This window comes from Paenibacillus sp. JL3B1040 (assembly GCF_057063165.1).
Map to the genome: position 1 here is coordinate 5,708,339 of NZ_CM169317.1, position 26,767 is coordinate 5,735,105.

The following is a 26,767-nucleotide window of genomic DNA, read 5'->3' on the forward strand; positions in this document are numbered from 1 at the left end:
GAGAAGATAAAATGGAACAATATTTCTTTCAAACGGCTCGCCGCATTATCGCGGGCTGCGGCTCCTTAGAGCGGATTGCAGATCATCTGCAGAAGCTGGGGTCTTTAAAATCGGTGTTGCTTGTATCCCAACCCTTTCTTCAAAGCAGCGGCACGCTGGACGAAGTTACCCGTCTCTTGAATAACGGCGGAATCGCCGTCCATTGGAATACCGATGTGAAGCCGGAGCCGACGATTGCCCAACTGGAGGAGCTCTACAATGCAATTGCCGAGGTTCCTTGCGATGCTATCATCGGGATCGGCGGAGGCAGTGTGCTGGATGTTGTAAAATTGCTGTCTGTGATGAAAACCAATCGCCTTTCTGTCCGGGAAATGCTGGGGACCGATCTGATCCCGAATCCAGGCATTCCGACGGTGCTGATACCTACCACCTCGGGCACGGGCTCGGAAGTGACGCCGAACGCCATTGTGACTTTGCCGGAAGAAGAGCTGAAAATCGGCGTTGTCAGCAGCTACTTGCTGCCCGCGCTAGTTATTTTGGACCCGCTGCTCACGCTGGGTTTGCCGCGCGATATTACGGCTTCGACGGGCATGGACGCCTTCACCCACGCGCTGGAATCGTTCATTTCCAATAAAGCCAACCGTTTCAGCGACATGTTTGCGCTTGAGTCCATCCGCAATATTTCGGCAAGCCTTCTGCAAGCCTATCACCACGGAGACGACCGCAAAGCGCGGGAGGAGATGCTGATCGGTTCCATGTACGGCGGAATGGCATTGACCAGCGCCGGGACGGCAGCCGTGCATGCTTTGGCTTATCCGATCGGCGGGAAATTCCACGTGCCGCACGGAGTGGCCAATTCCATGCTTTTGCCGCATGTGATGGAATTTAATTTCGATGCGATTGTGGAACGGCTGGCTCTCGTTGCCGAGGCGATGGGACTTCAATCAGGAGCGGGGAGACAGCGCGACGCGGAGCGGGTCATTGAGCAAATCCGGCTATGGACGCAAGAGATGGAGATTCCTCAGGATTTGACGTTCTTCGGGGCGACACGCGAGGACATTCCCGAGCTTTCGGTTGCGGCTTCGCAGGTTACCCGACTGATGGGCAATAACCCGAAAGGGATGACGCTGGAGGATATCGGGGCCGTTTACGGCAAGCTATTCCATTAAGGATGGCTGGGTTATAATGACACTAAAAGTTCAAAAGACGACTTTTTGAACAACCTCTAAAAACAAGGATGAATGTTCGTATGAAAATTAAAACAATCGTCATTGCTCCTTACCCGGGGTTATCCGAATTAACGTTGAGCTTACAACCGGAGCTGCCGGAATTTGAAATTGTCGTGGAGCACGGAGATCTGTCGAGGGTGTTGCCGCTGATCGGCCGCATTCATACGGAAGGCTATGATGTCATTATTAGCCGAGGTGGAACGGCTAAGCTGCTGCAGAAGCATTCCTACCTGCCGGTCGTCGAAATCCCCGTTTCCGGATTCGACATCTTGCGGATCCTAACGCTGGTCAAAGAATACAACGCCAAATGCGAAATGATTGGATTTCCCAATGTCATCGAAGGTTTTATGTCGGTATCCAGCTTGATGGAGGTTGATATCTCCTACACGGTGATCCATCAGGAGCAGGAAGTCGGCGCTGCCCTGGCAGACGCCAAGGCTAGAGGCATCCAGGTGGTCATCGGCGATAGCATCACGGTCAAAATGGCGGCGGAGAGCGGGCTGCAAGGCGTGCTAATCACCTCCGGCAAAGAATCTTTAATGGAAGCGTTCTCGCGGGCGGGCCAGCTCTACAAATCGGCCGAGAAGCTGAAGACAAAAAACGAAATGTACGAGGCGATGCTGAGCAAACTGCAGGGCGGATATGCGGCCGCGGACCAAGGCGGTAAGCTGGAATTCGCCAACCCTTCGTTCAAGCGGATGCTCAAGCTGCCGGAGACGGCGGATACGCTGTATACCTTGTATCCGGGTCTGCGCGAAATGCTCAGGGACGTCGGCCGGGGTGCGGATTATGACCGAGTCACAGCCGTTTATGAGCCGGAGCAGGGGTTGTATCTACGGGCGCAAAGGCTGCCTGCCGAGGAAGATCGCCGGTTGTATATGCTGCACGCTACGGAGGAAGAGCCGGAGCGCAGCGGCCTTACGGCCAGTTACCTTCTAGCGGAAGCCCCCTTTTTCTTTCACCAAGAGGAAAGCGGGCCAGAGATGAGTTTTCCGGCTTATCCCGCAGCCGTATTCGGCGAGAAAGGCAGCGGGCGCAAACGTTACGTCATCAACGCCGCGCTCTCCGAATCCAGAGAAGGCATTCTGTATCTCAACATCCGCAGATCGTCGGAAGAGGTCTTGAAGGCCATGATGGAGTTGATGCTGTATGGCGGCGGTCGCGTCACCGCCATAGAGGGGGCGGAATTGCTGTCCGCCAAGCAACAGAGAGAACTGGCCGAGTTCGTGAACAAGCGCAAGATGAAGGCGGTATTTCTGTTTGACCGGAACCCGGAGACGCTGGCGATGGAGGAACGCCTGGCCGGTAAGCTGCTGCGCAGTTTTCAAAACCGGAGCACCTCGCTTCCGGCCCTGCGGGATACGCCATGGCTGGAGCGCAGCATCCGCACCTGCCTGATCTGGACGAACGAACGGCAGGGCAAGCAGATTGTCGGCATCCGGGGAGAAGTGATGGAGGCGCTTCTTGCGCATCCTTGGCAAGGTAATTTTACCGAGTTGCGCACGGTGATGGACCTCTTTGTAGCGACGGCGGAAGGGCCGTTCATTGAACAGGAGGCGCTGGCGATGCTGGAGGAGGGAAGCCGAAAAGCCCGCAACAAGTGGGTCCCGGCACCCGGCAAGGAAGAGCTGAACCTGCGTCAACCGCTGGAGGACATTGAACGTGACATCATCCGGACCGTGCTGGAGCAGGAGGGCATGAACCAGTCGCTGGCCGCCAAGCGGCTTGGAATCAACCGCTCGACCCTCTGGCGCAAACTAAAAGAGAAAGAATAACAGCAGTTGCTTCCGGAGCAGTGTTCAGCCGTACGGTAGTGATTGCTGTTGTATGGAGGGGGATAGAAAATGAACATTGCCGTTATCGCGGATGATTTGACCGGGGCGAACGATACGGGAGTGCAAATGGCCCGACAAGGCCTGGCCACTTCCGTACTGCTTGAACTGAAGACGGGCGGCGGGAAGCGGGAGGCCGTTGTGTTTGATACCGACAGTCGCTCTCTTCCTCCCTTGGAGGCTTATCAGAAAGTGAAAGATGTGTGCCTGTTTCTGGGACGCGGCGGAGAGGCTTCCTCTCCGGTCATCTACAAAAAGTTCGATTCCACGCTTCGCGGAAATATTGGCAGCGAGCTGGACGCCGTTTATGAAACCCTGCAGCCCGATTTTATTGTTATCGCCCCTTCTTTTCCCAGGGCCGGGCGCACGCTGACAGGCGGAATGATGTACGTGAACGGGAGGCCGCTGCACGAGACCGAGATGGCTTATGATCCCAAGCACCCCGCAACGGAATCGGCGTTCTCCGCCATTCTTGAACGACAAAGCCGCTATCCTTATGCCCTGATTTCACTGGAGTTACTAAGAGGAGAGCGGACTCGGCTGGATGAACGGATTGCCGGCTATCGTCGGTCCGGCATTCCCTATCTGGTGTTTGATGCGGAGCGGGAAGAAGATTTGAGCTTGATCGCTTCGTTGTTTCCCGAAGGACCGGGACGTCCGAAGGTCGTATGGGCCGGATCCGCGGGTTTGGCCGGTGCCTTGACGGCACAAATGATGCGCAGCATGAACGAAGCCTCGGACCAAGCGGGGGTTGCACTGGAGGAGCCTGTGCGAAAAGAAGCGAAACCCATAAATAATGCCGTGTATTATGATCAGAATTGTGTGATTGTCGTCGTTGGCAGCGTGAACCCGTGGTCGCGCCGCCAATTAACGGAACTGGTGAAAGAAGAAAATGTCTATGCGATCACCGTTGATTCGGATAAGCTGCTTTTTCCCGGCTCGTCCGGGATGGAATTGGACCGGGTCCGGGATCTCGCCATCAACGTCATTTCCCGGGAGGGAAAACATGTGGCGCTCTATACCTCGGGCGATCCGGACGAAGTTGAACGAGTCCGCAAGCTTGGGATGGACAGCGGCCTGAACGCTACGGAAGTGGGCGAGCGCATCAGCGCGGAGCTTGGGCGGCTGGCTGCCGAGATTATCACCGAATGCGGAATCCGCCATATGGTGCTAACTGGCGGCGATACCGCGAAGCAGGTCTGCCGCCATTTAAGAGATGTCGAGATCACGCTCATCGATGAGGTGGAGAATGGGGTTCCGCTCGGGCGGACGCCGGGCGAATCCGGAAGATATATCATTACAAAAGCAGGGGCTTTCGGAAGCGATCAGGTTCTGGTCCGCTCCGTGAATGCACTCCAGAAAGGTGTGACATCATGAAACCGATTATTGCCATTACGATGGGAGATGCGGCAGGTATTGGTCCCGAGATTATTGTGAAGGCGTTATCGCACCCTCACATTTACGAAGTATGCCGGCCCGTAGTTATCGGGGATACTGAAATTTTGAAGCGGGCCGCCGCCGTCTCCGGTCGGGATGAAATGGACATTCGTTCCGTCGAGAAAGCCTCGGATGCGGAGTTCCGGCACGGCATCATTGACTGTATCGATCTGAAGCTGCTGCCGGAGGCCGTGCCTTTTGGGCAATTGTCCGCGGCGGCGGGAAATGCGGCGTTCCACTATATCGCCAAGGCCGTTGAACTCGCCAAGGCCGGTGAAGTCGCGGCCATCTGTACCGCTCCGCTAAATAAGGAAGCGTTGCACAAGGGAGGGCATCTCTATCCCGGACATACCGAAATTTTGGCCAAGCTGACGGAAACGGAAGATTTCTCGATGATGTTATCCACGGATCGCCTTAAGGTGATTCACTTGACCACTCATGTGGGCTTAATTCAAGCGGTAGAGATGATTACGCCGAAGCGGACGTACGAGGTGCTGAAGCTCGCGGATCAAGTGCTGCGAACCGCGGGGAACGCGAATCCGCGAATCGCCCTGTGCGGCATCAATCCCCATGCGGGAGAGAACGGTTTGTTCGGCAACGGGGAGGAAGAAGAGAAGCTGCTTCCGGCCGTAGAGAAAGCGCAGGCGGAAGGGATGAATGTTTATGGCCCGGCCCCGGCAGACACGCTTTTCTATCGAGCCATGCGGGGAGATTTCGATATCGTCGTCGCCTGCTACCATGACCAAGGGCACACGCCGGTCAAGGTTCTGGGCATTGAAGCCGGCGTCAACATTACCGTGGGCTTGAAGGGAGGCATCATCCGTACTTCCGTGGATCACGGCACGGCTTTCGATATTGCCGGAACCGGCCTTGCGGATGAGCAAAGCATGCTGGAGGCGATCCGCTCCGCGGTTGAGCTTGCCCCGAAGCAAACGATTTAAGAACCGTTGAAATAACAGGAAGGGTGAGGACAATGTTGGATGCGAAGGGGATTATCCCCGCCATGGTCACTCCGCTGAATCAGCGGGAGGAAATCGACGAGCAAGCGCTGCGCGGGATGGTGAACCGGTATATTGACGCGGGAGTGCATGGACTTTTTTGCCTGGGGACCAACGGCGAATTTTTCAATCTTTCTTTTGAAGAAAAACTGGAGGTCGCGCAAATCGTTATCGATGAGACGCGCGGCCGCGTGCCCGTATATGCCGGGGCGGGCTGTGCCGGAACGGGCGAAACCCGCCGCCTGGCGCAAAGACTGGAACAAGCGGGAGCGGATGCGCTTTCCGTAATTACGCCCTACTTTCTGACTTACACGCAGGCGGAGCTGCAATACCATTTTGAAGCCGTGGCAGGAGATACGGCGCTGCCCCTCGTGTTGTACACCATTCCGGCCCGTACCGGCAACACGCTCAGCGTGCAAACGGTGGCCAAATTGGCGGAGTTGCCAAATGTGGCCGGCATCAAGGACAGCAGCGGCAGCTTCGATAACATTTTGCAGTTGATCGACCGCACGCCGGCATCCTTCTCCGTGCTTGCCGGAACGGATTCGCTCATCCTGTCCACGCTCATGGCCGGCGGTACGGGAGCGATTGCGGCGACCGCCAATATTTTCCCGGCCGAAGTAGTGGCGATTTACGAACATTGGCGCCGCGGCGAATATGAGCAGGCAGAGCAGGCGCAACGCGTCCTCCGCGATCTGCGGGCGGCCTTTGCCCTGGGCACCTTGCCTTCCGTGCTGAAAGCGGTGCTGGACGAGATCGGCCTGTCAGCCGGTCCGGCTCGGCGGCCCGTGGCTCCGTTAACCCCTCAGGCGCTGGAGGAAGTCCGCCGGATGGTTGCCGCTTACACCAAGAAAGGCTTATTGTGAATTTCATAGCCTAATTATTGCAAATTGCAACTCATTTTAAAAATAAGTAGCACAAAAAAGATTTCGTGCGCAATTTTCCATGAGTTATAGCTATTTTTGCATTAATATTCTACTTGGCTCGTGAGATACTAGGCATAGAGACAATTCAAAATCTCAAATCACACGAATGAGGGGGAACACATGTTGAGAAAAAAGAAAGCGTTTAACTTGGTCTTTGCCGCTTTGCTTACGGCAGGGACTGTACTGGCCGGATGCTCGTCAAACGCCAACACGAACACATCTAGCGGCGGAAACGGGAGCGCGGAAGGAAGCACCAGCAGTTTTTCTTATTTGATGCATGATAAATTTGTTAACTGGCTGCACGAGAACAAGTGGTATCCGTACGTGGAGGAAGCGACCGGCACGACCGTCGAATTTGTCCCCGGCGGTTCCAACGACGATGAGTACTACGCTTCCGTCGACCAAAAAATCATTAGCCGCACTTTCCCTGATTCGGGCATCGTCTCCGTTTCGCAGGCAACCGTCTACGGCGCCCAAGGCGCGTTTGTCGATCTGGCTCCTTACATCGATAAATTCGGGCCAAATATCAAACGCTATATCGAAGAGAATCCGACTTATCAAAAACTGATTACCAATGAACAAGGACAAATCTTTGGATTGGTTTCCGAGGCTCCGCGGTTTGCGGACTTTATCTTCTACCGCGCCGACCACTTCGAGAAGGCCGGCATTACCACAGTGCCGCAGACGATTGATGAACTGACCGATGTTATGCGCAAATTGAAAGCGCATTACGGCAAAGACGACAAGAACTACTATCCGATGGTCGGCCGTGAAGGATACATCCGCTTCCAGAGCGCGTTCAATGCGGCCGCCAACTACGATGACGGCGTATCCAGAGGGGTGTATGGCAACGGCAAAACCGGTACGGACCTGTACTCCGAAGGGTACAAGAAAATGGTCGAATGGTACAAAACCTTATATGATGAAGGTTTGATCGACCCCGAATGGGTAGCGGGTTCCGGCACGGAGGAAAGCTGGGAGTCGAAAATGCTGACGGGACAAGGAACCATCAGCTATGACTACCTGACTCGTCCATCCTGGTTCTTGGACAATGGCGGACCGGAGAACGATCCGGATTATAGTATTGCCATCTTGCCTTATCTGAAAGATCTGAACGGCAATCCTTCCGTGCAGACGACAGAAACCCAGTACAACATCTTAAGAGCGATGGTTGTTAACAAAGACAGTGAAGACAAAGCGGAAACGATCATCAAATTCCTGGATTATCTCTATTCCGACGAAGGCCAAACGCTCGTATCGTGGGGCGTTGAAGGCGAAAGCTATGAAGAAGTGCGCGGAGAGAAGCAGTATATCGTAAACTTCTCGGAGCAGGAAGCAACGCCTGCCGGCGAACCGCGCTGGTCCTTCCTTAACGACCGTCTCACTTTCGTCAAGCCGATGGATAACGACGCGTTCTACTCCTGGAACACCGATCTTGTACGTAAGGCCGCACACGAACTGTTCAACGATGTCAACTTGAAAACCGGCGTACAGGTGACCTACACAGCGGATCAGGCCAAACAATTGGCTGACCTTTCCGCCAAAGTCAACGAGGCGGTTACCTCCGGCGTAACGCAATTCGTCACCGGCAAACGCCCGATGAGCGAATGGGACGCCTTCCTCGGCGAAATGGAAGCGGCTGGATACAAGGACATCGTCGCAATCCAGCAAGAGGCTTACGACGCAATGTATAAATAAACGGCAGTTACCGACCGCGCCATCCTCCCGTAGGACGGCGCGGCTCCTAAATACAGGGTACAAATACAGATAAAATGGTGGTGGAGAAAGTGATAACAAGCGAAAGAATGACGAAGCTTCCCCAGAAAACAAGGATGCGCCGTTTTCTCGCCTATTTGAATACGAACAAGTTGCTGCTGCTCATGCTGTTGCCCGGTTTGATCAGCCTGGTCTTGTTCAAACTGGCTCCGCTGGGCGGCATGATTATCGCTTTTCAAGATTTCAGCGCCTTCCGCGGAGTGACGGGCAGTCCCTTTGTCGGTCTGGAACATTTTCAACGTATCTTTGAGGACCCTTATATTTGGACCCTCGTCAAAAACACGGTCATTCTCGCCTTCTATTCCCTTTTATTCACGTTTCCCATTCCGATTCTGTTTGCCCTGCTGCTGAACGAGGTACGGGTCCGCTGGATCAAAGGAAGCGTGCAATCGCTGAGCTTTTTGCCATACTTTATTTCTTCGGCTGTCATGGTCAGCATTCTGTACACGCTGCTCTCGCCTTCAACCGGCCTTGTGAATGACATTCTCAACCGCTTTGGCCTGGATACGATCTATTTCATGGCCGAACCGGGATGGTTCCGCACCAACTATGTATTGCTTCAGGTATGGCAGACCTTCGGTTATTCGGCCATCGTGTATATTGCCGCAATGGCGGCTATTGATCCTTCGGTTTATGAATCGGCTTCGCTGGACGGCGCCAGTCGCTTTCAGCAAATGCTTCACATCACGCTGCCTTCCCTTAAGCCGACGATTGCCATCATGCTGATTATCAGCGTCGGCAACATTTTTACGGTCGATCTGGACCGGATTTTGCTCATGTACAATCAAAGCGTCTATGAGACGGCCGACGTCATTCAGACATATGTATACCGCCTGGCCTTCGCCAGCACGGGATTCCCGGAATACAGCTACGGCACGGCGGTCAATCTGCTGAAATCCGTTGTCGCTTACGTTCTGGTTGTCGGCACCAACAAGTTGTCCACTAAATATTCCGATACGCGACTATTCTGAGAAAGGAGTGGGATGATGAGAACGAAGATCAGTCTGTTTGACATCTGCAACAATCTATTTCTGCTATTGATCGCTCTTGTCTGCACGTACCCTTTCCTGTATATATTCTTTTTATCTATCAGTGACGGAAGAAGCATTGCCGCAGGGGACGTTGTGTTCTTTCCGAAGAACCCGAACCTGGAGGCATATCAATATATTTTGACGAATCCAAGCCTCGGGATTTTCAAGGGGCTGCTGAATTCGGGCATCTATACGGCAGTCGGCACGGTTGTTGCGCTACTGCTGACGTATATGACGGCTTATGTCCTGTCCCGCAAGCAGATTAAAGGTCGTTTTCTGATCATGAGCTTGTTCGTATTTACCTGGGTATTCGAAGCGGGAATTATTCCGGCCTACGTGGTCCTGAATAAGCTGGGCTTCGTGGACAACTGGCTGGTCATGATCATTCCCAACGCGATCAATGTGCAGTTTCTGATCATTACCAAGACCTTCCTGGATGGTCTGCCCCCTGAACTGGAGGAAGCGGCCAAAATCGACGGCGCCAACGATTTCCAAATTATGAGCCGCGTCTATCTTGCCGTTTCCAAACCGATCCTGGCCACCATCGGCGTCTTCTACGCCGTGTTTATTTGGAACCAATACCTGATGCCGGTCATTTATTTGCAAAATCCCGACTTGCAGACGATCCAGGTGATGCTGAAAAGGCTGGTCATCAGTTCGGGCGATTCCAATACGGCATTCCGCACGATCATCCAGGACGGCATTATGCTGAATCCCGGCAATCTGAAGGCCGCCGCGATCTTTGTCGCGATGGTGCCAATCGTGCTGATCTATCCGTTCGTCCAGAAGTACTTCCAGAAAGGAATTCTGATCGGCTCCGTGAAGTAAGCTTGCCTTGCCTTCCGGAAGCCGACCGACCATTTCCCAATTTTACAAACAAAAGGAGCGCGCTATGTTAAACCATCCAATGATCGAATTAAATGACCTGACGGAGGACGGAAAGCTGTATTTCAACCGCCGCCTTGGACTGGTGGAATCCCTTTTACCCTGCGATTTCGAAACAAGCCATGCCTGTGACCTGCAGGAGCTGCCTAACGGCGATTTGCTCTGCGTCTGGTTTGCCGGCTCGGACGAAGGCAACTCGGATGTCAGCATCGTGATGTCCCGTCTGAATGCAGGGGCCGACGCCTGGACCCCCGCGGTGCGAATTTCCGACGATAACGGCTTTAGCGAGCAAAATCCGTCGCTGTTCCTTCATCCGAACGGCGAGTTGTGGGTCATGTACACGGCCCAGCGGGCCCGTACGGCCACCGAGCCGCCGGAGTTCAATCTGCAGTACACCTCCAAGATTTACCGCAAGGTATCCAAGGACAACGGATATACCTGGGGCCAGGCGGAAGTGATGTTTCCGCGGGAAGGCTCGTTCTGCCGCCAGAAAATCCAGATCCTCTCCAGCGGAAGATGGATCTTTGAGAACTGGATCTGCTTCAATGACGACACCCGCAACGGCAGTGATATTACCGTCATGAACATCTCCGACGATGAAGGCGCCACGTGGCGCAGCGTTGAGGTTCCCGGCAGCCGCGGTCGCGTGCATTGCAACGTGATCGAGATGGAGCCCGGTAAGCTGATCGGACTCTTCCGCAGCCGTGCGGCGGACAATATATACTATGCGAAATCGGACGACAACGGAGAAACCTGGACGGAACCGGTGCGGACCGAACTGCCGAACAACAACTCCAGCATTTCCGCCATCAAGCTGGCCAGCGGCAGACTCGCCATCATCTACAATGATTTGCGCTTCAACGACAAGCCGGATATTACCGTTTGGCCGTTTGAACGTTGCCCGGTTACGGTGGCGATTTCGGAGGACGAAGGCAGAACGTGGCCGTACCGCCGCCACGTGGAGACCGGTGAAGGCTTCAGCGGCCACAAAAACTTAATCCGCAACCGCCGCTACGAGTATCCCTGCATGATGCAGGCTGCGGACGGAACTCTGCACGCGGCCTATTCCTTCGGCAACCGCCGCACGATGAAGTTCGTCTCCTTTACGGAGCAGTGGGTGATCGGCGCGGAATAACCGGGGGCCGACCGGTTCAGCCCCTTTGGGGCTTTTTCCGCTCAATTGACAAAGAAAAAGCGGTGCGGTACAGTGAGATAACCTAAATTTACGGCGACTTTTTGGGGTGGACAGAGATGGAAGATCACATCGTACAGCATTTTCACTCACCGACAAAAACACAAATGGATCAGTCCCCTTACATTACTTGGGCAGGCCACCGGAAGTGCGGCAAAGACCATGTCGTAGGCCCGCGCGTTCTTGAGAACTACAAGATGGTGTTCGTCCTCAGCGGCAAAGGTTATTTAACCCAGGGCGACCACGTCAATAAAATGCTGAACCCGGGGGATATGTTTATTCTGATTCCCCGGGAGAAGCATTTTTACTATGCCGACCCGGAGGATCCGTGGGAAATCATGTGGGTTTCCTTCAACGGCCAGCCTATCCCTTACTATCTGAGCCTGATGGGTCTGGATATCAATCATTGCTGCCTGGCTGGTATTACGACGCATACCATCATTAATAAAATGCTGCTGCTGATCCAGGAGCTCCCGGAAGCGAAGGACGGACAACTGCTGTGCATCAGCTATCTGCTGCATATTTTTCACCTGGTGGAACAGGGCGCGAAACATTACGGCGAAACCGGGCTGCGGACAGGATCCGAGAGCGTGGTGCAGCAGGCCGTGCTTTTTATCGAGCAAAATTATTACATGCATCTTGATGTGGATATGCTGTGCAAGCACGTCAACTACAGCCGCTCCTACCTATCCCGGCACTTCAAGCGGATCACCGGGATGTCCATCCCGGAGTATATCAGCAAAATCCGCATTCAGAACGCCAAGGTGCTGCTGCAGGAGACCGACCTCAACATTCAGGAGATTTCGGCTTCCGTCGGCATTTCGGATTCCCTTTATTTCTCCAAGCTGTTTAAAAATGTAACGGGGACCTCTCCCATGTTCTACAAGAAACATAACCAGGGGCGCTGACCCATAGCCGATGGGTACGTTCTACTGTTTAAACGCCGGCCGCCAGTACCGGAATAACCGAAAAGGAATGGGGGAATTCCCATGTTTGATTTCGAGCGAAGCATAGAGTTTGAAGAGAAAGACCTGGATCTATTAACGGTCGGGGAATTGCTGGTGGATATGATCTCGGAGGATTACGGCGATTCCTTTGACAACGGCGGCTACCGCCGCTATTTCGGGGGCTCGCCGGCCAACATCGCGATGAATACGCAGCGGCTGGGCATCCGGCCGCTTGTGGCTTGCGCGGTGGGGACGGATGGGCTTGGGCAATTTCTGGTGGAGCATTTAAGAAGAGCCGGGATGGATACAAGCTACGTACAACAGGTGAACATGGCAACCAGCCTGGTGCTCGTGACCAAGAGCCAGTCCACGCCGATCCCGATCTTCCACCGGGGCGCCGACTACCGGCTCACCTACACCGAGGAACTGCACACCGCCCTGCTTCGAACAAAAATCGTCCATTTCTCCTGCTGGCCGTTGTCCCGGCAGCCGTCAAGAGCCGCGGTGGAACTGATGATCCGGGACGCCCGCCGGAACGGGGTTCTCGTCTGCTTCGATCCTAACTACCATCCGGCGCTATGGGCGGAAGGCGAGGACGGGGTGAAGTATGTCCAATCTATCCTCCCCCTTGTCGACATCGCCAAGCCGTCGGAAGACGATGCCGAGCGGCTGTTCGGAAAAGACACTCCGGAGAATCAGATCCGGAAGTTTCTCGATCGGGGCGTGAAGCTGGTCATTCTGACCTTGGGCAAGAACGGGGCGCTGGTCTCCAACGGACAGGAGACCGTGAAATTCCCTACGCTGGCTACGCAAGTAACGGACACGACCGGGGCGGGAGATGCTTTCTGGTCCGGCTTTTATGCGGCGCTCATCAAGGGGTACCCGCTTCGGCAAGCGCTGAAATTTGGGCTGGCGGTCAGCGCGTATAAGCTGCAATATACGGGAGCGGTCGTAGAACTGCCGGCGCTTGAAGCTTTCAAAACGAAGTACCAAATCTAGGAGGGCGAGAGAAATGGCCGTTCGCAACCAAGTGCAACTGATTACTTATCCCGACTCGCTGGGCGGGAGCCTGCAAGCCTTAAACCGTGTGCTGAATGAGTATTTTCCGGATATCTTCAAGGGCGGCGTTCACATCCTCCCCCCTTTTCCCTCCTCGGGAGACCGGGGATTCGCTCCGCTTACTTATTTTGAGATTGAACCTGCCTTCGGTTCCTGGGAAGACATCAAGGCGATCGGAGCAAAACATGATGTGCTGCTGGATGTAATGGTCAATCATATTTCCCGGCAGTCGGCGTATTTTCAGGATTTCCTGAAACGGGGCAAGCGTTCCCCTTACGCGGATTTGTTCCTGACCGTGGACAAAATCTGGCCGGACGGACAACCCGTTCAAGCCGATATCGACAAAATGTTTCTCCGTCGTCCCTTGCCGTACTCTACGTTCACGATCGAGGAAACGGGAGAAGAGGAGAAAGTGTGGACGACGTTCGGCAAAACCGATCCTTCGGAGCAAATCGATCTCGACGTTCACTCGGATCAGGCCAAACGTCTGCTGACCGATATCTTTGAGAACTTCCGCAACAACAACGTCAAGATTGTACGGCTGGATGCCGTGGGCTACATCATCAAGAAGCTGGGGACGAGCTGCTTCTTCGTCGAGCCGGAGATTTACGGCTTTTTGGACTGGATCAAGGAGCTGGCCGATTCGCTGGAGATCGAGCTACTGCCGGAGGTTCATTCCCACTACAGCATTCAATATAAACTGGCGGAGCACGGTTTCTGGATTTATGATTTCATCTTGCCTTATCGCATCCTCGATACGCTCGTCAACAAAAATGCGGAAGCGCTGAAGGAATACCTGACTACGCGTCCCGCAAAGCAGTTCACGATGCTGGACTGCCATGACGGCATTCCCGTCAAACCCGATCTCGACGGATTGATCGACACGAAGGAAGCGCGCAGCCTGGTCGATACTTGTCTTGAACGCGGCGCCAATCTAAGCTTGATCGTCTCCGACGAGCATAAAGCCGAAGATGGATTCGATGTGCATCAGATCCGCTGCTCCTACTATTCCGTGCTGAACAACGATGATGACGCTTATCTGGCGGCTCGGGCCATTCAGTTCTTCACTCCGGGCATCCCGCAGGTGTATTATGTCGGACTGTTGGCCGGAGAGAATGACGAAGAAGGGGTTCGCCGCACAGGAGAAGGACGGGAGATCAACCGTCATAATTTCAGTATGGACGAGATTGAGCAGGCGCTTGGCAAAAGCACCGTCTGGCGCTTGCTTGCGCTGATCCGGTTCCGCAACGAATACGACGCCTTTAACGGCGAATTCCGCGTGCTGGAATCGGCGAGTCATGAGGTTCGGCTGGAGTGGGCCAAGGGGGAGCTGCGCTGCACGCTTCACATTGATCTGAACACGAACCGGACGATCATTGATTATTTGGATGCGGAAGGGATGAAGGTGCAGTACGAGGTGTAGGGAAAGGCTGTCCGAAACGGCAAATTTTAAGGGTCATCCTTTGTGGGATGGCCCTTTTTTGGATACTCGGTTACCTCAAAATTCGGACCACCCGAATACCGGTCTCAACATCTTGCGCATCCAATAAGCGAGTACCGTCCCTGCGCCCCATGTGCTGGGATTCTGCAAGTACTCCATGTATTGATCGTTGATGATATAAGTCCGAGTGGTAGTAGGGTTCTTCAGCCCGAACTTTTCCCACACCGCCGGATCGTTCGAACCTCCGAGCCGCTCAAGCATTTTCGCCGACTCCCGATTTATTTTATCCGGAAGCTGCTCGAAGGCTTGGATGATTTGCGCATGAAATTCGTCGATCGGATGCCGGTCAACCAGGCTCGTCAAATGGATGCTTTCGCGAATGTAAGAAGCGTATTCCAGATGGTCCGCCCAGAACCTGTCGATATAATAAAGCCGTACTCGCTGCTCCGAAGGACTCACCTTCATCTCGCCTTTCAAAAGGCCGAGCCGCATCTCATATAGGATACGCCGCTGTTCCTCCACCATATCCGAATAACGGTTCAACTCCTGGCGGATCTGGAAGTTCTGACCCATGATCACGCGCTGAATATGCGTAATTTTGCCGCGGAGCACCGACTCTTCGAGGGGCTCATCCTGCCGAAGCCTGCGATAGGCGCGCGGAATCGCTTGATCGATGCCGAACCGAAGCAACAACTCGTCTTCCAGGCTTACGAAAAAGACGGAAGTCCCCGGGTCGCCTTGGCGCCCGGCACGCCCACGCAACTGGTCGTCGATCCGCATGCTCTCGTGCACATGTGTGCCAATGACGTACAACCCACCCAGCTTGGCGACAGCTTCCGCTTGCGTGGGGTTACCGCCGCCGAGTCGAATATCGACGCCGCGTCCCGCCATATTCGTAGATACCGTCACGGCGCCGATTTCTCCGGCTTTGCCGATGATCTCGGCTTCTTTCGCATCGTTCTTGGCATTCAGAACATGGCAAGGGATGCCGAGAGCCACTAGCTTCTCCGCCAGCCTATCAGACTCCCCGACGCTTGACGTACCGATGAGAATCGGACGTCCCGTCCGATGAACGGACGAGATTTCTTGGACAAGCGCCTTGAATTTGGCTTCTTTATGGGTATAGATCCGGTGCGGATGGTCGATCCGTAGGTTGGGCCGGTTGGGCGGGATGGGCACGACCTGCAGCGCATAGATCGCTTCGAATTCCATGGCGGAAACCTGCGCGGTCGCCGTCATTCCGCAAATCTTCGGATACAGGCTAAGGAAGTGCTGAAGGGTGATCGTCCCGAGTATTTTCCCCCCGGCTACAGGTTGGAGCCCTTCTTTGACCGCAAGCGCAGCCTGCAGCCCCTGCGGCAAATGCCGGTTCTCCGCCACGCGGCCGGTATATTCGTCGATCAGTTCGATTTGACCGTTCCGGGCGATGTAATCGACGTCTTTTTTCAATAATGCTTCCGCATGCAACGCGCAATTTAACGACGACAACAACTCACTATTATAGCTATCGTACAAATTGCCGCATCCCAACAGTTCTTCCGCTTTCGCAGCACCCGCTTCATTCAAATAAACATTCCGCTGGAACTCGTCGAAGTCATAATGCTCCGCTTGCTTGAGCTGTCGAGCCACTTCGGTGATACGATGGCCGTCGCTCTCGGAGTCGCCCGCCTCGCCGGCGATGACCAGCGGCACCCGCGCCTCATCCAGAAGCAGCGAATCCGCTTCGTCCACGATGACGTAGTGGAAAGGACGATGCACGGTATCGGCTTCGCTTAGTGCGATCGTGTCGCGTAAATAGTCGAAGCCCGCCTCTTTGGCTGTCACATAAGTAATATCCGCAGCGTACGCCTCCCGTTTCTCGGACAAGCTCATACCCGCTTGTACCGATCGCACCGTTAACCCGAGAAAACGATAGATCGGGCCCATCCACTCCGCATCCCGGTTGGCCAAATAATCGTTAAACGTCAGCACATGAACGCCTTTCCCGGTCAGCGCATGAAGATAGGCAGGCATTACGGCAGAGAGCGTTTTTCCTTCGCCGGTTTGCTGCTCGATCAAATATCCCTCGTGCAGAGCGATGGCCGCCATGATCTGCACATCGTAGGGCCGTAATCCGACCGTCCTCTTCGCTGCTTCGCAGACTAGCGCATAGGCGTCGACAACCAGCTTGTCTAAAGACGCCCCCGATTTTGCTTCTTGTCGCAGTCGGAGGGATTCCGCTTGGAGCTGCCCATCGTCCCACGCCCCCAAATTCCGTTCTCGGATAAGCTCCGCTTTGTCCCGATAGCCTTTCAGCCTACGTCGGGTATCGCAGTCTTTGAATTCTTGCATGAACTTGACGGCTAACTTCATCAGCGCTTGCCCCTCCTACTCATCCTTTAACCGGCGTTGATACAAAACGACAGATACGATCGTAAGTACAACCGTCCAGGCCAAAGTAATGAGGAGGGGTTTTAATACATCCCCCGTCGTATAGCTAACATCGCTTAAACGCAGCAAGTGCACAAGCTGACTGCTCGGTACGTAATCCAGCGCTTTGAAGATCGGATAATCATCCTCCAGAAACACTCCCCAAGGCGCCCCGGTGAATACGAATGCTACAGGAAGTATGGATAACGAGGCATCCAGCAGCGTCCTGGAGAATAAGCCGCAGATCGTTCCGGCCGCGATGTAGAGAATCAGCGAAAGAACAACGACTGCCGCAAAAGCCCCTATATGGGCCGGCTTATAACCGAATATATACGTAGAAATAGCCAGATCGACAGCCGACATGACAAAGACCAGACTGCTCTTGCCAATTAAAACATCCAGGGTCGTGGCCGGTGTCATCATTAAGGATCTTAACGTGTTGCGCTCCTTCTCTTCCGCAAACAAGCAGGCTTGAGCAAAACAGGTCAGCATTACAAACGAAAGATTAAGAACGGTAGCGAAAGTCCCGGCCACGGAAGCTAAGGGCAAAGACGAATCTACCCCCCGAATCAGAAGGGCGAGAACAATCGGAATAATCAACATGATGGAGACCGCATAATTGCGTGAAAACTCTTTGTAGTCCTTCACAAAGATCGCCCGCACACGTTTGAATGATAGGCTCATTGTAGCTCACTTCCCGTCATTTTTATAAAAATATCACCCAAACTTGGCTCTTTGGTCTCCAGTCGATCAATGAGCCCTCGTTTCATCCAATCGGCGATCTGATCGGCCGTGCCCCCATCGATCGGAAGCTCGCAGGCTTCCCCATGGATGAACTCAACACGAACTACGTTTTCCCGATGCTGTTTTTTAAGTTCCTTGGGCGAACCGATCGCTTGAATTTCCCCTTGATACAATATCGCGACACGGTTACACATCAACTCCGCCTCGTTCATATCATGCGTCGTTAGGAAAATCGTTGTCCCCTTCTCATTTAAGTAGCGTAAGCCTTTATAAATATGTGCCGAGTTTACGGGGTCCAAAGCCGAAGTCGGCTCATCCAGAAACAATAGCTCCGGCTCATGAATGACCGCGCAGGCCAACATCACACGCTGACGCATCCCTTTCGACAAGCGATTGATTTTCTTCTTGCTCTCCCCGCTTAAATTAACAAACTGCAGCACCTGATCAATCGAAGACCTCGGAAGATCATACAACCTGCGATACAGCTCCAGATTTTCTTCAATCGTTAATCGCTCATATAAGCCGCTGTTATCCGTCAAAATGCCAAAACGCATCTTCTGTGCGGACTGCCGCAACAACGCCGCCGGCTGATTAAACACACGGGCTTGCCCGCTTGTCGGATTGAATTGGGCCGTTAAAATCTTGATTAAGGTCGTTTTTCCCGAGCCGCTCGGACCGAGGAACCCAAAGATTTCTCCCTTCGGTATAGAAAAGGACACGTCGGACAACGCATCCTTAGTTCCGAATCGCTTTCGAATCCGTTCGACTTGAATCACATTCATGAACATCACTTCCTTTGGGTTGATGCCTTTAGCATATAAGGATTGCTTGCTTCCAGCCATCAAATCCCGCCGAAATGTAGCCGTTCCCGCCTGAACGGTACCCTGGAATACTTGATTGGATCGAAATGACCCCGGCAATGGGATATTTTAAATGTGAAGAAGGGCCTTTAATTCCTGCAATTTGGAACGGGATAAAGGAACCACCGCGTCCTCCCCCGTATTTAATCGCAGACTGTAGCTATTCTTCGTCCATGTAATAATCTCTCTGACTTTTTGCAGGTTAACGATGTAGGACCGATGGCATCTGAAAAATCCGAAATGGTTCAATCTCTGCTCCAGTTCGGTGAGCGTCAGGGCACAGACATAATTTTCTCCACCTACATGGACGAGGATCGAGCCGTCCAAACTTTCGATGTAATCGACTTCAGGCGGATCGAATAAAATCACCTTGTCATTTCTTTTCGTAGAAATTTTTTGCAAGGTAATATTGGCCCGATCCTGTTCCGGCTCTTCCGGTTGGCCTTCTTCCGAATCCCGAATATCCAGTGGATGGAAGCCCAATTCGTTCAATCGATAAATGGCGTCACAGGAAATCATGGCATCCTCTAAATTCGCGGTTAAAATTAAAATTCGCTTCTCTTTCGAAAGGTCATCCAAAATCCGTTTAAATTGACGGCGATCCTCTTCTTCCAAGTAAAAATAGGGCTCCTCCAGGACAAGTGTAGGCTGATGCGCAAAAAAGACGCGCAGCAGAGTAACATACGTCCTTTTCGATGAGCTTAGATTCTTGACTCTTGTCTTTCGTTCTTCCTTCAAAGCAAAATAATCCAATAACCGCGCGACCCGGTCTTGCCGCTCCGTTACATGGACCAGAAAAGTAATCAGCTCTTCCACCGTTAAATGCAAGTACTCGTTCTGCCCCGCTCGAAATAAATAATATCGGGCAGGATCCTCCAATTGACTCATTAAAAGCTGCTTTCGCTTCAAGTCCGTGATAATGCCGACCGATAGGTTCAATGTCATATTGAATTCGATCTTCGGCAGAAGTAATTTCCCATTGTCATAAATTGGTTGAAAAAGCATGCCGTCCTCCTAGTCCGTGCCGCTGCAGGATATGCTGCAGGATATATATAATTATTATACTGAAACGGCATGGCTTCGCTAAGCAGGAAGTATTTTTTTGACGGGAGAGGGTTGGAGATGGTTATACCTAAGAAAATCGTTTGGCTTTGTATATTTGTTCTCACGGTTACAATGACATCCTGTAGTAATAAACAGCCATTAACTTTAGAAAAAGTGATCGAATTATCCCATAAAGGACAAGAACTTTCATGGGATGATTTTGAACGTTATGACAGTAAGGAAATAGGCAGCGGTCTTTATATTTTGCGTTATGAGATCGATGAAACCTATTCTCTTCTTATTGGTGGAAACAGCCCAAAGCATAAACCTGCATATATTAGATTGGTCAAAGCCGATCATTCGGAAAAAGCGATCGACATCAGAGAGAGTCATGTAGAGGAGTTTATTTCGAAGTAATTAATTTTGCCACCTAAGACCATTCCTTTCATTATTGAGCCTGATTTATCGACATGGTCTTGTTGGTCATACCCTCGATCCCTTCACCCGTATAGCGGGTGGTTATTTGTTTCGCACGCTTCGCGTACTCAACTGGCTTAAGCCATTAACAAAAAGAACAGCCTGCTGCTGTCCTCTCTGGTTATCTGCCTTAGAAGCATGTGAACGAGTTTCCGATTCAGATACCAGAGTTTCTCGCTATTTTAGCGTACTTTTCTTCACATGCAAAAAGATTTTACAATGATAAGCTAAATAATGCCTTATTACACTTTTTAAGGAGGTAATAAAATGAGCAAGTACGACGAAGCCATGAAGCTACTGGAAGATCAAGTGGGCAACAAGGACTGCCTGATCTCTCTATCCACCATCGCGTTGGAACCGGGCGCCTATGGCAAATGCCGTCCCGCGGCCCGCATTGTGGACGCCTATTATGAGGACGGCGCGTTCTACACCGTCACCTACGCGACCTCAAACAAGATGCAGCAGATCGCCCAAAACCCCGAAGTCGCCATTTGTATCATCGTCGAAAACTTTACGGCCGATGGTATCGGTGAAAACCTGGGATGGGTGTGTGACGAGAAAAACGCGGTGATGATGACAAAGCTGCGCACAATATTCGCCGAGTGGTATAACGAAGCCAATAACGACGAAGATCCTAACACGTGCCTGCTACGCATTCGCCTGACCAAGGGGCTGTGGAATGACGCCCACAAAGGGATCAGAAATGAGATTGATTTTGTCAATAAGACGGCAAATTAAGGGGTCTATGATGTTTCTATATTTTACATAACAAAGGGAGTGTCCGCACACTCCCTATTTCTCGCTTCAATTGCACCCATGGTTTTTGTTCATCAAAATATTTGTTAGCTTGACGAACGTAAGTGAAAATCAATTCAATCGCTTCTTTTAGACGGCCTTCTTCAATACGGGCTCCAGCATCTCGATACAAATCTTCAGTTGCCCTTTTCCATTCCTCACTTAGTGCTCCTGAAGGAATACGTCCTCCAAAGGATTTGTCGATAAAGGCCAACGTCCGATTAACGAAGTTTCCGAACGCGCCAAGCAACTCCCCATTGTGACTGTGAATGAATTCTCGCCAGGAAAAATCCGTGTCCCGCTTCTCTGGTCCGTTTGCGATCAGAAAGTAGCGGATGGAGTCCGGCTGGTACCTCTTCAGAATGTCCGGCACCCAAACTGCCCAATTACGGCTTGTGGAGAATTTTTTTCCTTCTAATGTCATGTACTCGCATGAGATTATACGATCCGGTAAATGCAGCCCTCCTACTCCCAAGAGCACAGCTGGCCAAATCAGGGTATGAAAAGGGATGTTGTCCTTTCCATGAATATAATACGCGGTTAGATCCTTCTCTTCGTCCGACCAAAAGGATTCCCAATTGCCGCCAGTCTGCCTCGCCCATTGTTTGCTTGCGGACAGATAACCGCTGACGGCCTCAAGCCAAACGTAGATTTTCTTGGTAGTTATTGTAAGGAAGACAATTGTCCAGCAGCGGCAGGTCTTTCACATCTTCATAGGCATCCTCCAATCGCCAAAATTCTCGATAGGCATAATCCTTGAACCCGCTCAGATCCTCTTTCCCAAAATAGGATGCCGCATACTCCTTACCCCGTAAGGGGATGTTATCTACTCTCGATGGCTCAATATCTTTGGCAATCCAGCTTAAGTCCTCGGAATAAAGGTTATTGCCATAAGGCTCCTGTAATTGATTGGCCATACAAGGGACGGATTGGGTAGCATAGTCCATGCCATCAAGCCCGGTATGGGCTGAGCCGTAAATGCCCATGATGCTCTCGCTGCCCAACTTTTCAAATTCGCGGATAAAGTTTTCGGTCATTTTGTTTTCCCGATATACGTCGTCCTCTTTGCTGTAAAACAAACGACCTTGCTGGATCGCTTCTACTGTTAACGTATACGCTTCCGATTCGGACAGATCGTTTGCCTCAAGGTACGATAAGAATCGGTTCCCGGTAGTATCATATTGATGCCCCACGTCTGTGCCATGGAAAATCGTGTCGGGACACTCGCTTTTTATTTTTTGGTAGAATGCTTTGGTAGATGGATTGTGGCTTGCCGTTCCCTTCCAGTCATTATAAATCTCCTCCAAAATATCGTCATTGTCCGCCTGCATCCAAAGATTCAAATATTCAGCGGTAAAATAGGACAACTCGACAAACAGGTGTCTCATACCCTCGTTATGATAGTAGTTCGACCACAATTCAAATTCCTTATCGATAATCTTGTTATTGCCGTGTGTTTCGCCGTACAGATAAATGCTGCCGGAGGCTTGCGTCACCACAGCGGTTTCTTCGGTCGGTCGCGCGGACGGATTTGCCGTTTTATCCGGGGAAGAATTGCTGCAAGCGGCAAGGCTTACGGCTACAAGGGCAACGACCAGGACAAGCAGCAAAGGATATAGGCGCATCATTCTTACTTTGAATTGGCAGGTGAGTTTATTGTCGTCCATAAGCAAGGATCAACCTCTCATGTTCATTGATAAATCCATGATATGGTATCCTACAAATAAAAGCTATACTACCAATCCGTTATAGGAGAAAGCATCCTTCGGGAGGGAGGCAGGAAGATGAACGTCATTCTGTGGATACTCGGTTCGATCGCCACAGCCGCAATCCTTTTCGTGGCGGCAGTGGGAACTTATGCGGTGCTGAAGGGACGAGGCAACGGACTGGACACCAGGCGGGACGAGAACGGCAACCTGATCCTGCTCGATACGCCCAGCATGCGTATCGGTGCCGCCTCCGCGTACGACCAGACGATCGAGATGGAGAAGCGGGGACACGTGAACTCCGACGGCATGAGTTGGAATGACCGCTGGCTGGGTACAATCCGTTCGATCCGGAAAAATACTGAGAATCCGGAGTGGTACGTCCAATATATTATTGAGCAGCGGCGCAAGGAGGGGCTTCCGGAGCTCGAAGGGGTCGACGAAGCTTGGCCATGAGACGCTTTACGGGCTATCGACGAACTATACTACGGGTCTCTTTTTTAATTCCCCGTACCCTTTCTCCGGTAATCGGATGGAGTGCAGCCAAATTCTCTTTCGAATAGGCTGTAAAAATGGGTTCGATTTGTAAAGCCAAGTTGTTGGCATATCTTGTGTATGTGTTGATTGGTGTTGCACAGGATGGAGGCGGCTTCCCGCATACAAACCTTCGTGTTATATTCCGGGATGGTATAACCGTAGTGTTTTTTGAATACCCGGTTGATGTACTCGCTGTTGTAATTCAATCTCTCCGCTAATTGAAGCTTGGTCATTCTCCGCTTGTTTTTATCCAATATTTGTTTTGCTGAAAATGCAAGCGAAAACCCCTCATCAAAGCCTAGGTCAATATATTCGGGCTCATAATATTCCGGATCCACCAAGTTGCTGAACAAGCGAAAAATCAATCCACGTATAAACAATTGATAGCCCGGCCGCTTATTCTCAAACTCCTTGCGGATCTCCTCGATGATCTCGTATAAAGGCGATAATCTTGTCCTGTCGGTGTATCTGGCAACAATAAAATCCTTGCTGTGCTGTGAGGCATCTCTCAGCACTTTGCTGAAAAACCTCGTAAACAATATAGAGTTCGGTAAACTCATTCCTTCTTCCCTCGGCCAGTTCAATAGATAGTCCGGCATTAGAGCCAAATAAAAGACTTTCGCTTCGGGCATGAAATGCTCCGCATGGCGGGTAGAACGGTTTAATAGACATACATCCCATTTGTTAAATTGGCATAATTGAGATTCTATCTGCATTTCAAATTCGTCCGAAGCGATCAACATCAACTCAAAATAATCATGCTTATGCAGCTTGCTTTTGAGGGGAGAGAGAGAACGAAGGTGGGTATCAAAAATGATAGACACGGTAGGCCGGTAACTGTAAGAGTCCCTGCGCCCTTTCCCTTGGGGAGAAAAATAGACCTCCTGCAATTCAACAGGATTATTGCCTACAATTACATCCGGCAACGAATTCTGATAAATTTTGTCTTGAATTTTCATACCGTAGACATGGCCAAACGAGTGTTCTATTTCGATGTAATTCTTGCGATCATTTTCCATAGCGCTCTCCAAAAAGTGTAATTTTAATACACAAAACCATCCACCTAACAGAAAAATGATACACGCATGATGTTAAGATGATAAAGCAAGTTTGAGTTCTTGGCAATCATTTTAAATAGAGGAAGGTGAAAAATAGCGATTGCGGATTAACTTTAAACTTTTACTAAAAAGGTGGTTTCTATGGAAAAGGGCATAACACTGAAATACCATACCACCAAGTCGGAACGTAGCAGCTATTGGTTGTATTATTTGGGACAAAATCTTTTTTGGTTTGTAAGCGGTCTCACTTTTACGGGGGTGGCTGCTCTGGCAATGTTGCCGGAAACAAATGATTCTACAAGCTCCGCGACAAAGATGTACAGATCATGGCGCAATACAATAATGGCGAAATAACAAAGGAAGAAGCAGACGGTCAGCTTGCTGAAAAATATGGTCCCGCAGCGGCATTGACCAGGATAACGATTGACAATACCGTTTAAAGAAAGGTGGATATTAAAATGATCGTTAAATTCAATTTTCTCTCTAAGGCATTGATGAAGCAAACAAATGTAACCATGATCCTCCCCTCCTGGACGTTATTTGATGAAGTTAAAGGTAAAGCCGAAAGCTACCTGCCGGGTAGCAAATTTCAAGTCCTGTATTTGTTCCATGGCGGTACAGGGGATGATTCCGATTATGTGAACTTCACCAACATCGTACGATATGCCGAGGATCATAAGATAGCCGTGATTATGCCTTGCGGTTACAACTCAGGATATGAGAATTCGGCAGAAGATGCCTTGCCATGGCCTAGTCGCTATTGGGATTATATCTTCGAAGAATTGCCGCGCGTTTGTGCCTCTATGTTTCCTATATCCACCAAACGCGAGGACACCTTTGTGGCGGGGCTTTCAATGGGTTCTATGGCTGCAACAAAGTGGGCCGTTTATGGAGCCGAGCGTTGCAGCGCAGCACTAGTGATGTCAGGCGGCGGGATGGATACGGCTTCGATCATGTCTGCGGTCAATCAGGATAACAATGGCGACACGAACTTCGATGTTGATGTAGAGAAGCTGTCCGCACGAGGAATACGCTTGGCAGATCCAGACAGTGAGCTATTTCAAACTGCCAAACGAAACGCACAGGAAGGCAAACCGTTGCCAAAGATATTTATGACCTGCGGCGGAGATGATTTTATCCGAGTGTTCGCGAGTGCCAGCCGGGACCTACTTCAGGAATATGGTTATGACGTTGAGTATGACGAAGTCCCGGGTTACGCGCATGAATGGGATTTTTGGGATTTGTCTTTGCGCAAAGCACTCAATGAATGGCTGCCAATTTGTCATGACGTCATTTTAAAGTAAAGCATACTTGCAAGAAAAAACGCCCGTAAGGAGACGTGCGTCTTCCACGGGCAGTTTTTGCAATCCTATGCTACTATTGCGTGCAATTTGGAGTGTTTGGTCCTACGTCGGCCTAATTTATTCTCGTTCTCCTGCCGCATACTCGCCTGGACAGATGTCCATCACTTCTCTGGAAGGCTGGATCAATGCCATTTCGAATCTGCAAGGCCAATGCACCTCGGGCGCCATCTCCCCGTTCTGCAAGCCGGCGATCGTCTCGCCGTCGTTCACCGGCACATCCGCTTCAAACAAGTAGGCTGCAACAGCGAATGCATGCCGTGACACGTCGTTCGGATCCAGGGTATGAAAATGATACTGGACATCCGGAAGTCCAAGTGCAAAAAGGCCAAGCGAATCGACCAAGCTATCTTCGGTCCCTTGAATGGTAAAATAGCGGATATTCATGCCGAACTGCAAGAACCTCGCGGCTCCTTCGTAAGGATTATTCGCAATTTCGGCCGGATGCAGCAATTTCCCGCTCGATGGAATCCAAATCGCTTTGCAGGTTGGGAACAGGCTAATGGCGACCTCCAGCCAATCCGCCAGCAAGGCGCTGCGCGATTTATAGTCCAGCCCCGCCGCCATGAAGTCGCTGATCAGCAGCTTATAGCGGCATTTATGCAGGACCTCCTCCGCATCCGGCATCGTCCAAAACTGGGTGCGCTCCAAGTCGGTAATCGTCTCCGGTTGAAAAGGAGTCACATCGGCCATCATCACCTGAGCTGGCAGTTCTCCCTCCTTGTAGGCTACTTTATAAGCCTCTACGGCAAACGAGGACAAGGCGTCGGCTGACGACACGGTATCCGTTTTTCCACATCGGGTTTCGATCGCGTTCCGGATGGCCTCCGCATTCGGTCGTTCCGTCTCCTCCTCAAACAACAAATACATTTGAAACAACCGCTGAAACTCACTTTTTTCGTCTAAATTTTGCTGAAGTACGCGTTCGCTCTCCATATCTCCTCTACCACTCCGTTCGTATGTCGTTCTCCTCTACTATAGAGATTTCCGTATGGTTCACGCAAGTCCGGATAGGAAATTAGT

General features: G+C 51.6%; 23 protein-coding genes and 1 pseudogene. 16 read left to right on the top strand and 8 right to left on the bottom strand.

Annotated elements, in window-relative coordinates:
- Positions 1-11 precede the first annotated feature (11 nt).
- The 12 genes from ACZF99_RS26200 (at position 12) to gtfA (ending at position 14,735) form a co-directional block, all read left to right on the top strand.
- A complete protein-coding gene (locus ACZF99_RS26200) occupies positions 12-1,169 on the top strand; it encodes an iron-containing alcohol dehydrogenase (protein ID WP_483607801.1) in 1,158 nt (385 codons plus the stop codon).
- Positions 1,170-1,249: 80 nt separating this feature from the next.
- Positions 1,250-3,004 carry a PrpR N-terminal domain-containing protein gene (locus ACZF99_RS26205; RefSeq protein WP_483607802.1) on the top strand — a complete coding sequence of 585 codons (1,755 nt, stop codon included), beginning with the start codon at positions 1,250-1,252 and terminating at the stop codon, positions 3,002-3,004.
- Between the two features lie 69 nt (positions 3,005-3,073).
- Positions 3,074-4,438, top strand: a complete 1,365-nt coding sequence (locus ACZF99_RS26210) for a four-carbon acid sugar kinase family protein (protein WP_483607803.1) — start codon at positions 3,074-3,076, stop codon at positions 4,436-4,438.
- On the top strand, positions 4,435-5,439 hold the full coding sequence (pdxA, locus tag ACZF99_RS26215) for a 4-hydroxythreonine-4-phosphate dehydrogenase PdxA (protein ID WP_483607804.1): 1,005 nt from the start codon (positions 4,435-4,437) through the stop codon (positions 5,437-5,439). The genes ACZF99_RS26210 and pdxA overlap by 4 nt, the downstream gene beginning before the upstream one ends.
- A 32-nt stretch (positions 5,440-5,471) precedes the next feature.
- Positions 5,472-6,362: a 4-hydroxy-tetrahydrodipicolinate synthase gene (gene dapA / locus ACZF99_RS26220; protein ID WP_483607805.1), complete on the top strand. Its 891-nt coding sequence runs from the start codon at positions 5,472-5,474 to the stop codon at positions 6,360-6,362.
- A gap of 183 nt (positions 6,363-6,545) precedes the next feature.
- Complete coding sequence (locus tag ACZF99_RS26225) at positions 6,546-8,120, top strand: extracellular solute-binding protein (RefSeq protein ID WP_483607806.1); 1,575 nt, start codon at positions 6,546-6,548, stop codon at positions 8,118-8,120.
- 107 nt (positions 8,121-8,227) lie between these two features.
- Positions 8,228-9,169, top strand: a complete 942-nt coding sequence (locus ACZF99_RS26230; protein ID WP_483607807.1) for an ABC transporter permease — start codon at positions 8,228-8,230, stop codon at positions 9,167-9,169.
- 15 nt (positions 9,170-9,184) lie between these two features.
- Positions 9,185-10,057, top strand: a complete 873-nt coding sequence (locus tag ACZF99_RS26235) for a carbohydrate ABC transporter permease (RefSeq protein WP_483607808.1) — start codon at positions 9,185-9,187, stop codon at positions 10,055-10,057.
- 64 nt (positions 10,058-10,121) lie between these two features.
- Positions 10,122-11,249 (top strand): sialidase family protein, encoded by a 1,128-nt coding sequence (locus ACZF99_RS26240; RefSeq protein WP_483607809.1) that lies wholly within the window; start codon positions 10,122-10,124, stop codon positions 11,247-11,249.
- Between the two features lie 164 nt (positions 11,250-11,413).
- Positions 11,414-12,214, top strand: coding sequence for an AraC family transcriptional regulator (locus ACZF99_RS26245; protein ID WP_483607810.1), 801 nt, complete (start codon positions 11,414-11,416; stop codon positions 12,212-12,214).
- Between the two features lie 81 nt (positions 12,215-12,295).
- Positions 12,296-13,252: a carbohydrate kinase family protein gene (locus ACZF99_RS26250; protein WP_483607811.1), complete on the top strand. Its 957-nt coding sequence runs from the start codon at positions 12,296-12,298 to the stop codon at positions 13,250-13,252.
- Between the two features lie 13 nt (positions 13,253-13,265).
- On the top strand, positions 13,266-14,735 hold the full coding sequence (gtfA, locus tag ACZF99_RS26255; protein ID WP_483607812.1) for a sucrose phosphorylase: 1,470 nt from the start codon (positions 13,266-13,268) through the stop codon (positions 14,733-14,735).
- A 75-nt stretch (positions 14,736-14,810) separates the two neighbouring features.
- On the opposite strand, the gene secA2 is transcribed toward gtfA, so the two are convergent.
- The 4 genes from secA2 to ACZF99_RS26275 form a co-directional block, all read right to left on the bottom strand.
- Complete coding sequence (gene secA2, locus ACZF99_RS26260) at positions 14,811-17,105, bottom strand: accessory Sec system translocase SecA2 (RefSeq protein WP_483607813.1); 2,295 nt, start codon at positions 17,103-17,105, stop codon at positions 14,811-14,813.
- A gap of 15 nt (positions 17,106-17,120) precedes the next feature.
- On the bottom strand, positions 17,121-17,846 hold the full coding sequence (locus ACZF99_RS26265) for an ABC transporter permease (protein ID WP_483607814.1): 726 nt from the start codon (positions 17,844-17,846) through the stop codon (positions 17,121-17,123).
- Positions 17,843-18,688, bottom strand: coding sequence for an ABC transporter ATP-binding protein (locus ACZF99_RS26270; RefSeq protein WP_483612988.1), 846 nt, complete (start codon positions 18,686-18,688; stop codon positions 17,843-17,845). The genes ACZF99_RS26265 and ACZF99_RS26270 overlap by 4 nt, the downstream gene beginning before the upstream one ends.
- Positions 18,689-18,835: 147 nt before the next feature.
- Positions 18,836-19,771, bottom strand: coding sequence for a LytTR family transcriptional regulator DNA-binding domain-containing protein (locus ACZF99_RS26275; RefSeq protein ID WP_483607815.1), 936 nt, complete (start codon positions 19,769-19,771; stop codon positions 18,836-18,838).
- Between the two features lie 117 nt (positions 19,772-19,888).
- Between ACZF99_RS26275 and ACZF99_RS26280 the strand changes: the two genes are divergently transcribed.
- On the top strand, positions 19,889-20,227 hold the full coding sequence (locus tag ACZF99_RS26280) for a hypothetical protein (RefSeq protein WP_483607816.1): 339 nt from the start codon (positions 19,889-19,891) through the stop codon (positions 20,225-20,227).
- Between the two features lie 327 nt (positions 20,228-20,554).
- A complete protein-coding gene (locus ACZF99_RS26285) occupies positions 20,555-21,025 on the top strand; it encodes a pyridoxamine 5'-phosphate oxidase family protein (RefSeq protein WP_483607817.1) in 471 nt (156 codons plus the stop codon).
- Between the two features lie 58 nt (positions 21,026-21,083).
- On the opposite strand, the pseudogene ACZF99_RS26290 reads toward ACZF99_RS26285, so the two are convergent.
- Positions 21,084-21,740 (bottom strand): annotated as a pseudogene (locus tag ACZF99_RS26290) (class I tRNA ligase family protein); the annotation flags it as partial.
- The gene (locus ACZF99_RS26295; RefSeq protein WP_483607818.1) at positions 21,718-22,749 is read right to left on the bottom strand and encodes a hypothetical protein; all 1,032 of its coding nucleotides are present in this window, start codon (positions 22,747-22,749) and stop codon (positions 21,718-21,720) included. The pseudogene ACZF99_RS26290 and the gene ACZF99_RS26295, both read right to left, overlap by 23 nt.
- A 117-nt stretch (positions 22,750-22,866) precedes the next feature.
- On the opposite strand from ACZF99_RS26295, the gene ACZF99_RS26300 reads away from it, so the two are divergent.
- Positions 22,867-23,244, top strand: a complete 378-nt coding sequence (locus ACZF99_RS26300) for a hypothetical protein (RefSeq protein WP_483607819.1) — start codon at positions 22,867-22,869, stop codon at positions 23,242-23,244.
- A gap of 44 nt (positions 23,245-23,288) precedes the next feature.
- Here ACZF99_RS26300 and ACZF99_RS26305 read toward each other — a convergent pair whose 3' ends face one another.
- Positions 23,289-24,344 carry an AraC family transcriptional regulator gene (locus tag ACZF99_RS26305; RefSeq protein ID WP_483607820.1) on the bottom strand — a complete coding sequence of 352 codons (1,056 nt, stop codon included), beginning with the start codon at positions 24,342-24,344 and terminating at the stop codon, positions 23,289-23,291.
- A 497-nt stretch (positions 24,345-24,841) separates the two neighbouring features.
- On the opposite strand from ACZF99_RS26305, the gene ACZF99_RS26310 reads away from it, so the two are divergent.
- Complete coding sequence (locus ACZF99_RS26310) at positions 24,842-25,687, top strand: alpha/beta hydrolase (RefSeq protein WP_483607821.1); 846 nt, start codon at positions 24,842-24,844, stop codon at positions 25,685-25,687.
- Positions 25,688-25,804: 117 nt separating this feature from the next.
- On the opposite strand, the gene ACZF99_RS26315 is transcribed toward ACZF99_RS26310, so the two are convergent.
- Positions 25,805-26,614, bottom strand: coding sequence for a DUF4261 domain-containing protein (locus ACZF99_RS26315; protein ID WP_483607822.1), 810 nt, complete (start codon positions 26,612-26,614; stop codon positions 25,805-25,807).
- Between the last annotated feature and the right edge of the window lie 153 nt (positions 26,615-26,767).

What these genes read in the sequence shown, in the direction of transcription:
- ACZF99_RS26200 (WP_483607801.1), top strand. Translation starts at nt 12, where the DNA reads ATGGAACAATATTTCTTTCAAACGGCTCGCCGCATTATCGCGGGCTGC.
- ACZF99_RS26305 (WP_483607820.1), bottom strand. Translation starts at nt 24,344, where the DNA reads ATGGAAAATGATCGCAAGAATTACATCGAAATAGAACACTCGTTTGGC.
- ACZF99_RS26240 (WP_483607809.1), top strand. Translation starts at nt 10,122, where the DNA reads ATGTTAAACCATCCAATGATCGAATTAAATGACCTGACGGAGGACGGA.
- ACZF99_RS26315 (WP_483607822.1), bottom strand. Translation starts at nt 26,614, where the DNA reads ATGTATTTGTTGTTTGAGGAGGAGACGGAACGACCGAATGCGGAGGCC.
- ACZF99_RS26250 (WP_483607811.1), top strand. Translation starts at nt 12,296, where the DNA reads ATGTTTGATTTCGAGCGAAGCATAGAGTTTGAAGAGAAAGACCTGGAT.
- ACZF99_RS26205 (WP_483607802.1), top strand. Translation starts at nt 1,250, where the DNA reads ATGAAAATTAAAACAATCGTCATTGCTCCTTACCCGGGGTTATCCGAA.
- ACZF99_RS26275 (WP_483607815.1), bottom strand. Translation starts at nt 19,771, where the DNA reads ATGCTTTTTCAACCAATTTATGACAATGGGAAATTACTTCTGCCGAAG.
- ACZF99_RS26310 (WP_483607821.1), top strand. Translation starts at nt 24,842, where the DNA reads ATGATCGTTAAATTCAATTTTCTCTCTAAGGCATTGATGAAGCAAACA.
- secA2 (WP_483607813.1), bottom strand. Translation starts at nt 17,105, where the DNA reads ATGAAGTTAGCCGTCAAGTTCATGCAAGAATTCAAAGACTGCGATACC.
- ACZF99_RS26285 (WP_483607817.1), top strand. Translation starts at nt 20,555, where the DNA reads ATGAGCAAGTACGACGAAGCCATGAAGCTACTGGAAGATCAAGTGGGC.
- ACZF99_RS26300 (WP_483607819.1), top strand. Translation starts at nt 22,867, where the DNA reads ATGAACGTCATTCTGTGGATACTCGGTTCGATCGCCACAGCCGCAATC.
- ACZF99_RS26230 (WP_483607807.1), top strand. Translation starts at nt 8,228, where the DNA reads ATGACGAAGCTTCCCCAGAAAACAAGGATGCGCCGTTTTCTCGCCTAT.
- ACZF99_RS26235 (WP_483607808.1), top strand. Translation starts at nt 9,185, where the DNA reads ATGAGAACGAAGATCAGTCTGTTTGACATCTGCAACAATCTATTTCTG.
- ACZF99_RS26295 (WP_483607818.1), bottom strand. Translation starts at nt 22,749, where the DNA reads ATGGACGACAATAAACTCACCTGCCAATTCAAAGTAAGAATGATGCGC.
- gtfA (WP_483607812.1), top strand. Translation starts at nt 13,266, where the DNA reads ATGGCCGTTCGCAACCAAGTGCAACTGATTACTTATCCCGACTCGCTG.
- ACZF99_RS26210 (WP_483607803.1), top strand. Translation starts at nt 3,074, where the DNA reads ATGAACATTGCCGTTATCGCGGATGATTTGACCGGGGCGAACGATACG.
- ACZF99_RS26245 (WP_483607810.1), top strand. Translation starts at nt 11,414, where the DNA reads ATGGATCAGTCCCCTTACATTACTTGGGCAGGCCACCGGAAGTGCGGC.
- pdxA (WP_483607804.1), top strand. Translation starts at nt 4,435, where the DNA reads ATGAAACCGATTATTGCCATTACGATGGGAGATGCGGCAGGTATTGGT.
- ACZF99_RS26265 (WP_483607814.1), bottom strand. Translation starts at nt 17,846, where the DNA reads ATGAGCCTATCATTCAAACGTGTGCGGGCGATCTTTGTGAAGGACTAC.
- ACZF99_RS26270 (WP_483612988.1), bottom strand. Translation starts at nt 18,688, where the DNA reads ATGAATGTGATTCAAGTCGAACGGATTCGAAAGCGATTCGGAACTAAG.
- dapA (WP_483607805.1), top strand. Translation starts at nt 5,472, where the DNA reads ATGTTGGATGCGAAGGGGATTATCCCCGCCATGGTCACTCCGCTGAAT.
- ACZF99_RS26280 (WP_483607816.1), top strand. Translation starts at nt 19,889, where the DNA reads ATGGTTATACCTAAGAAAATCGTTTGGCTTTGTATATTTGTTCTCACG.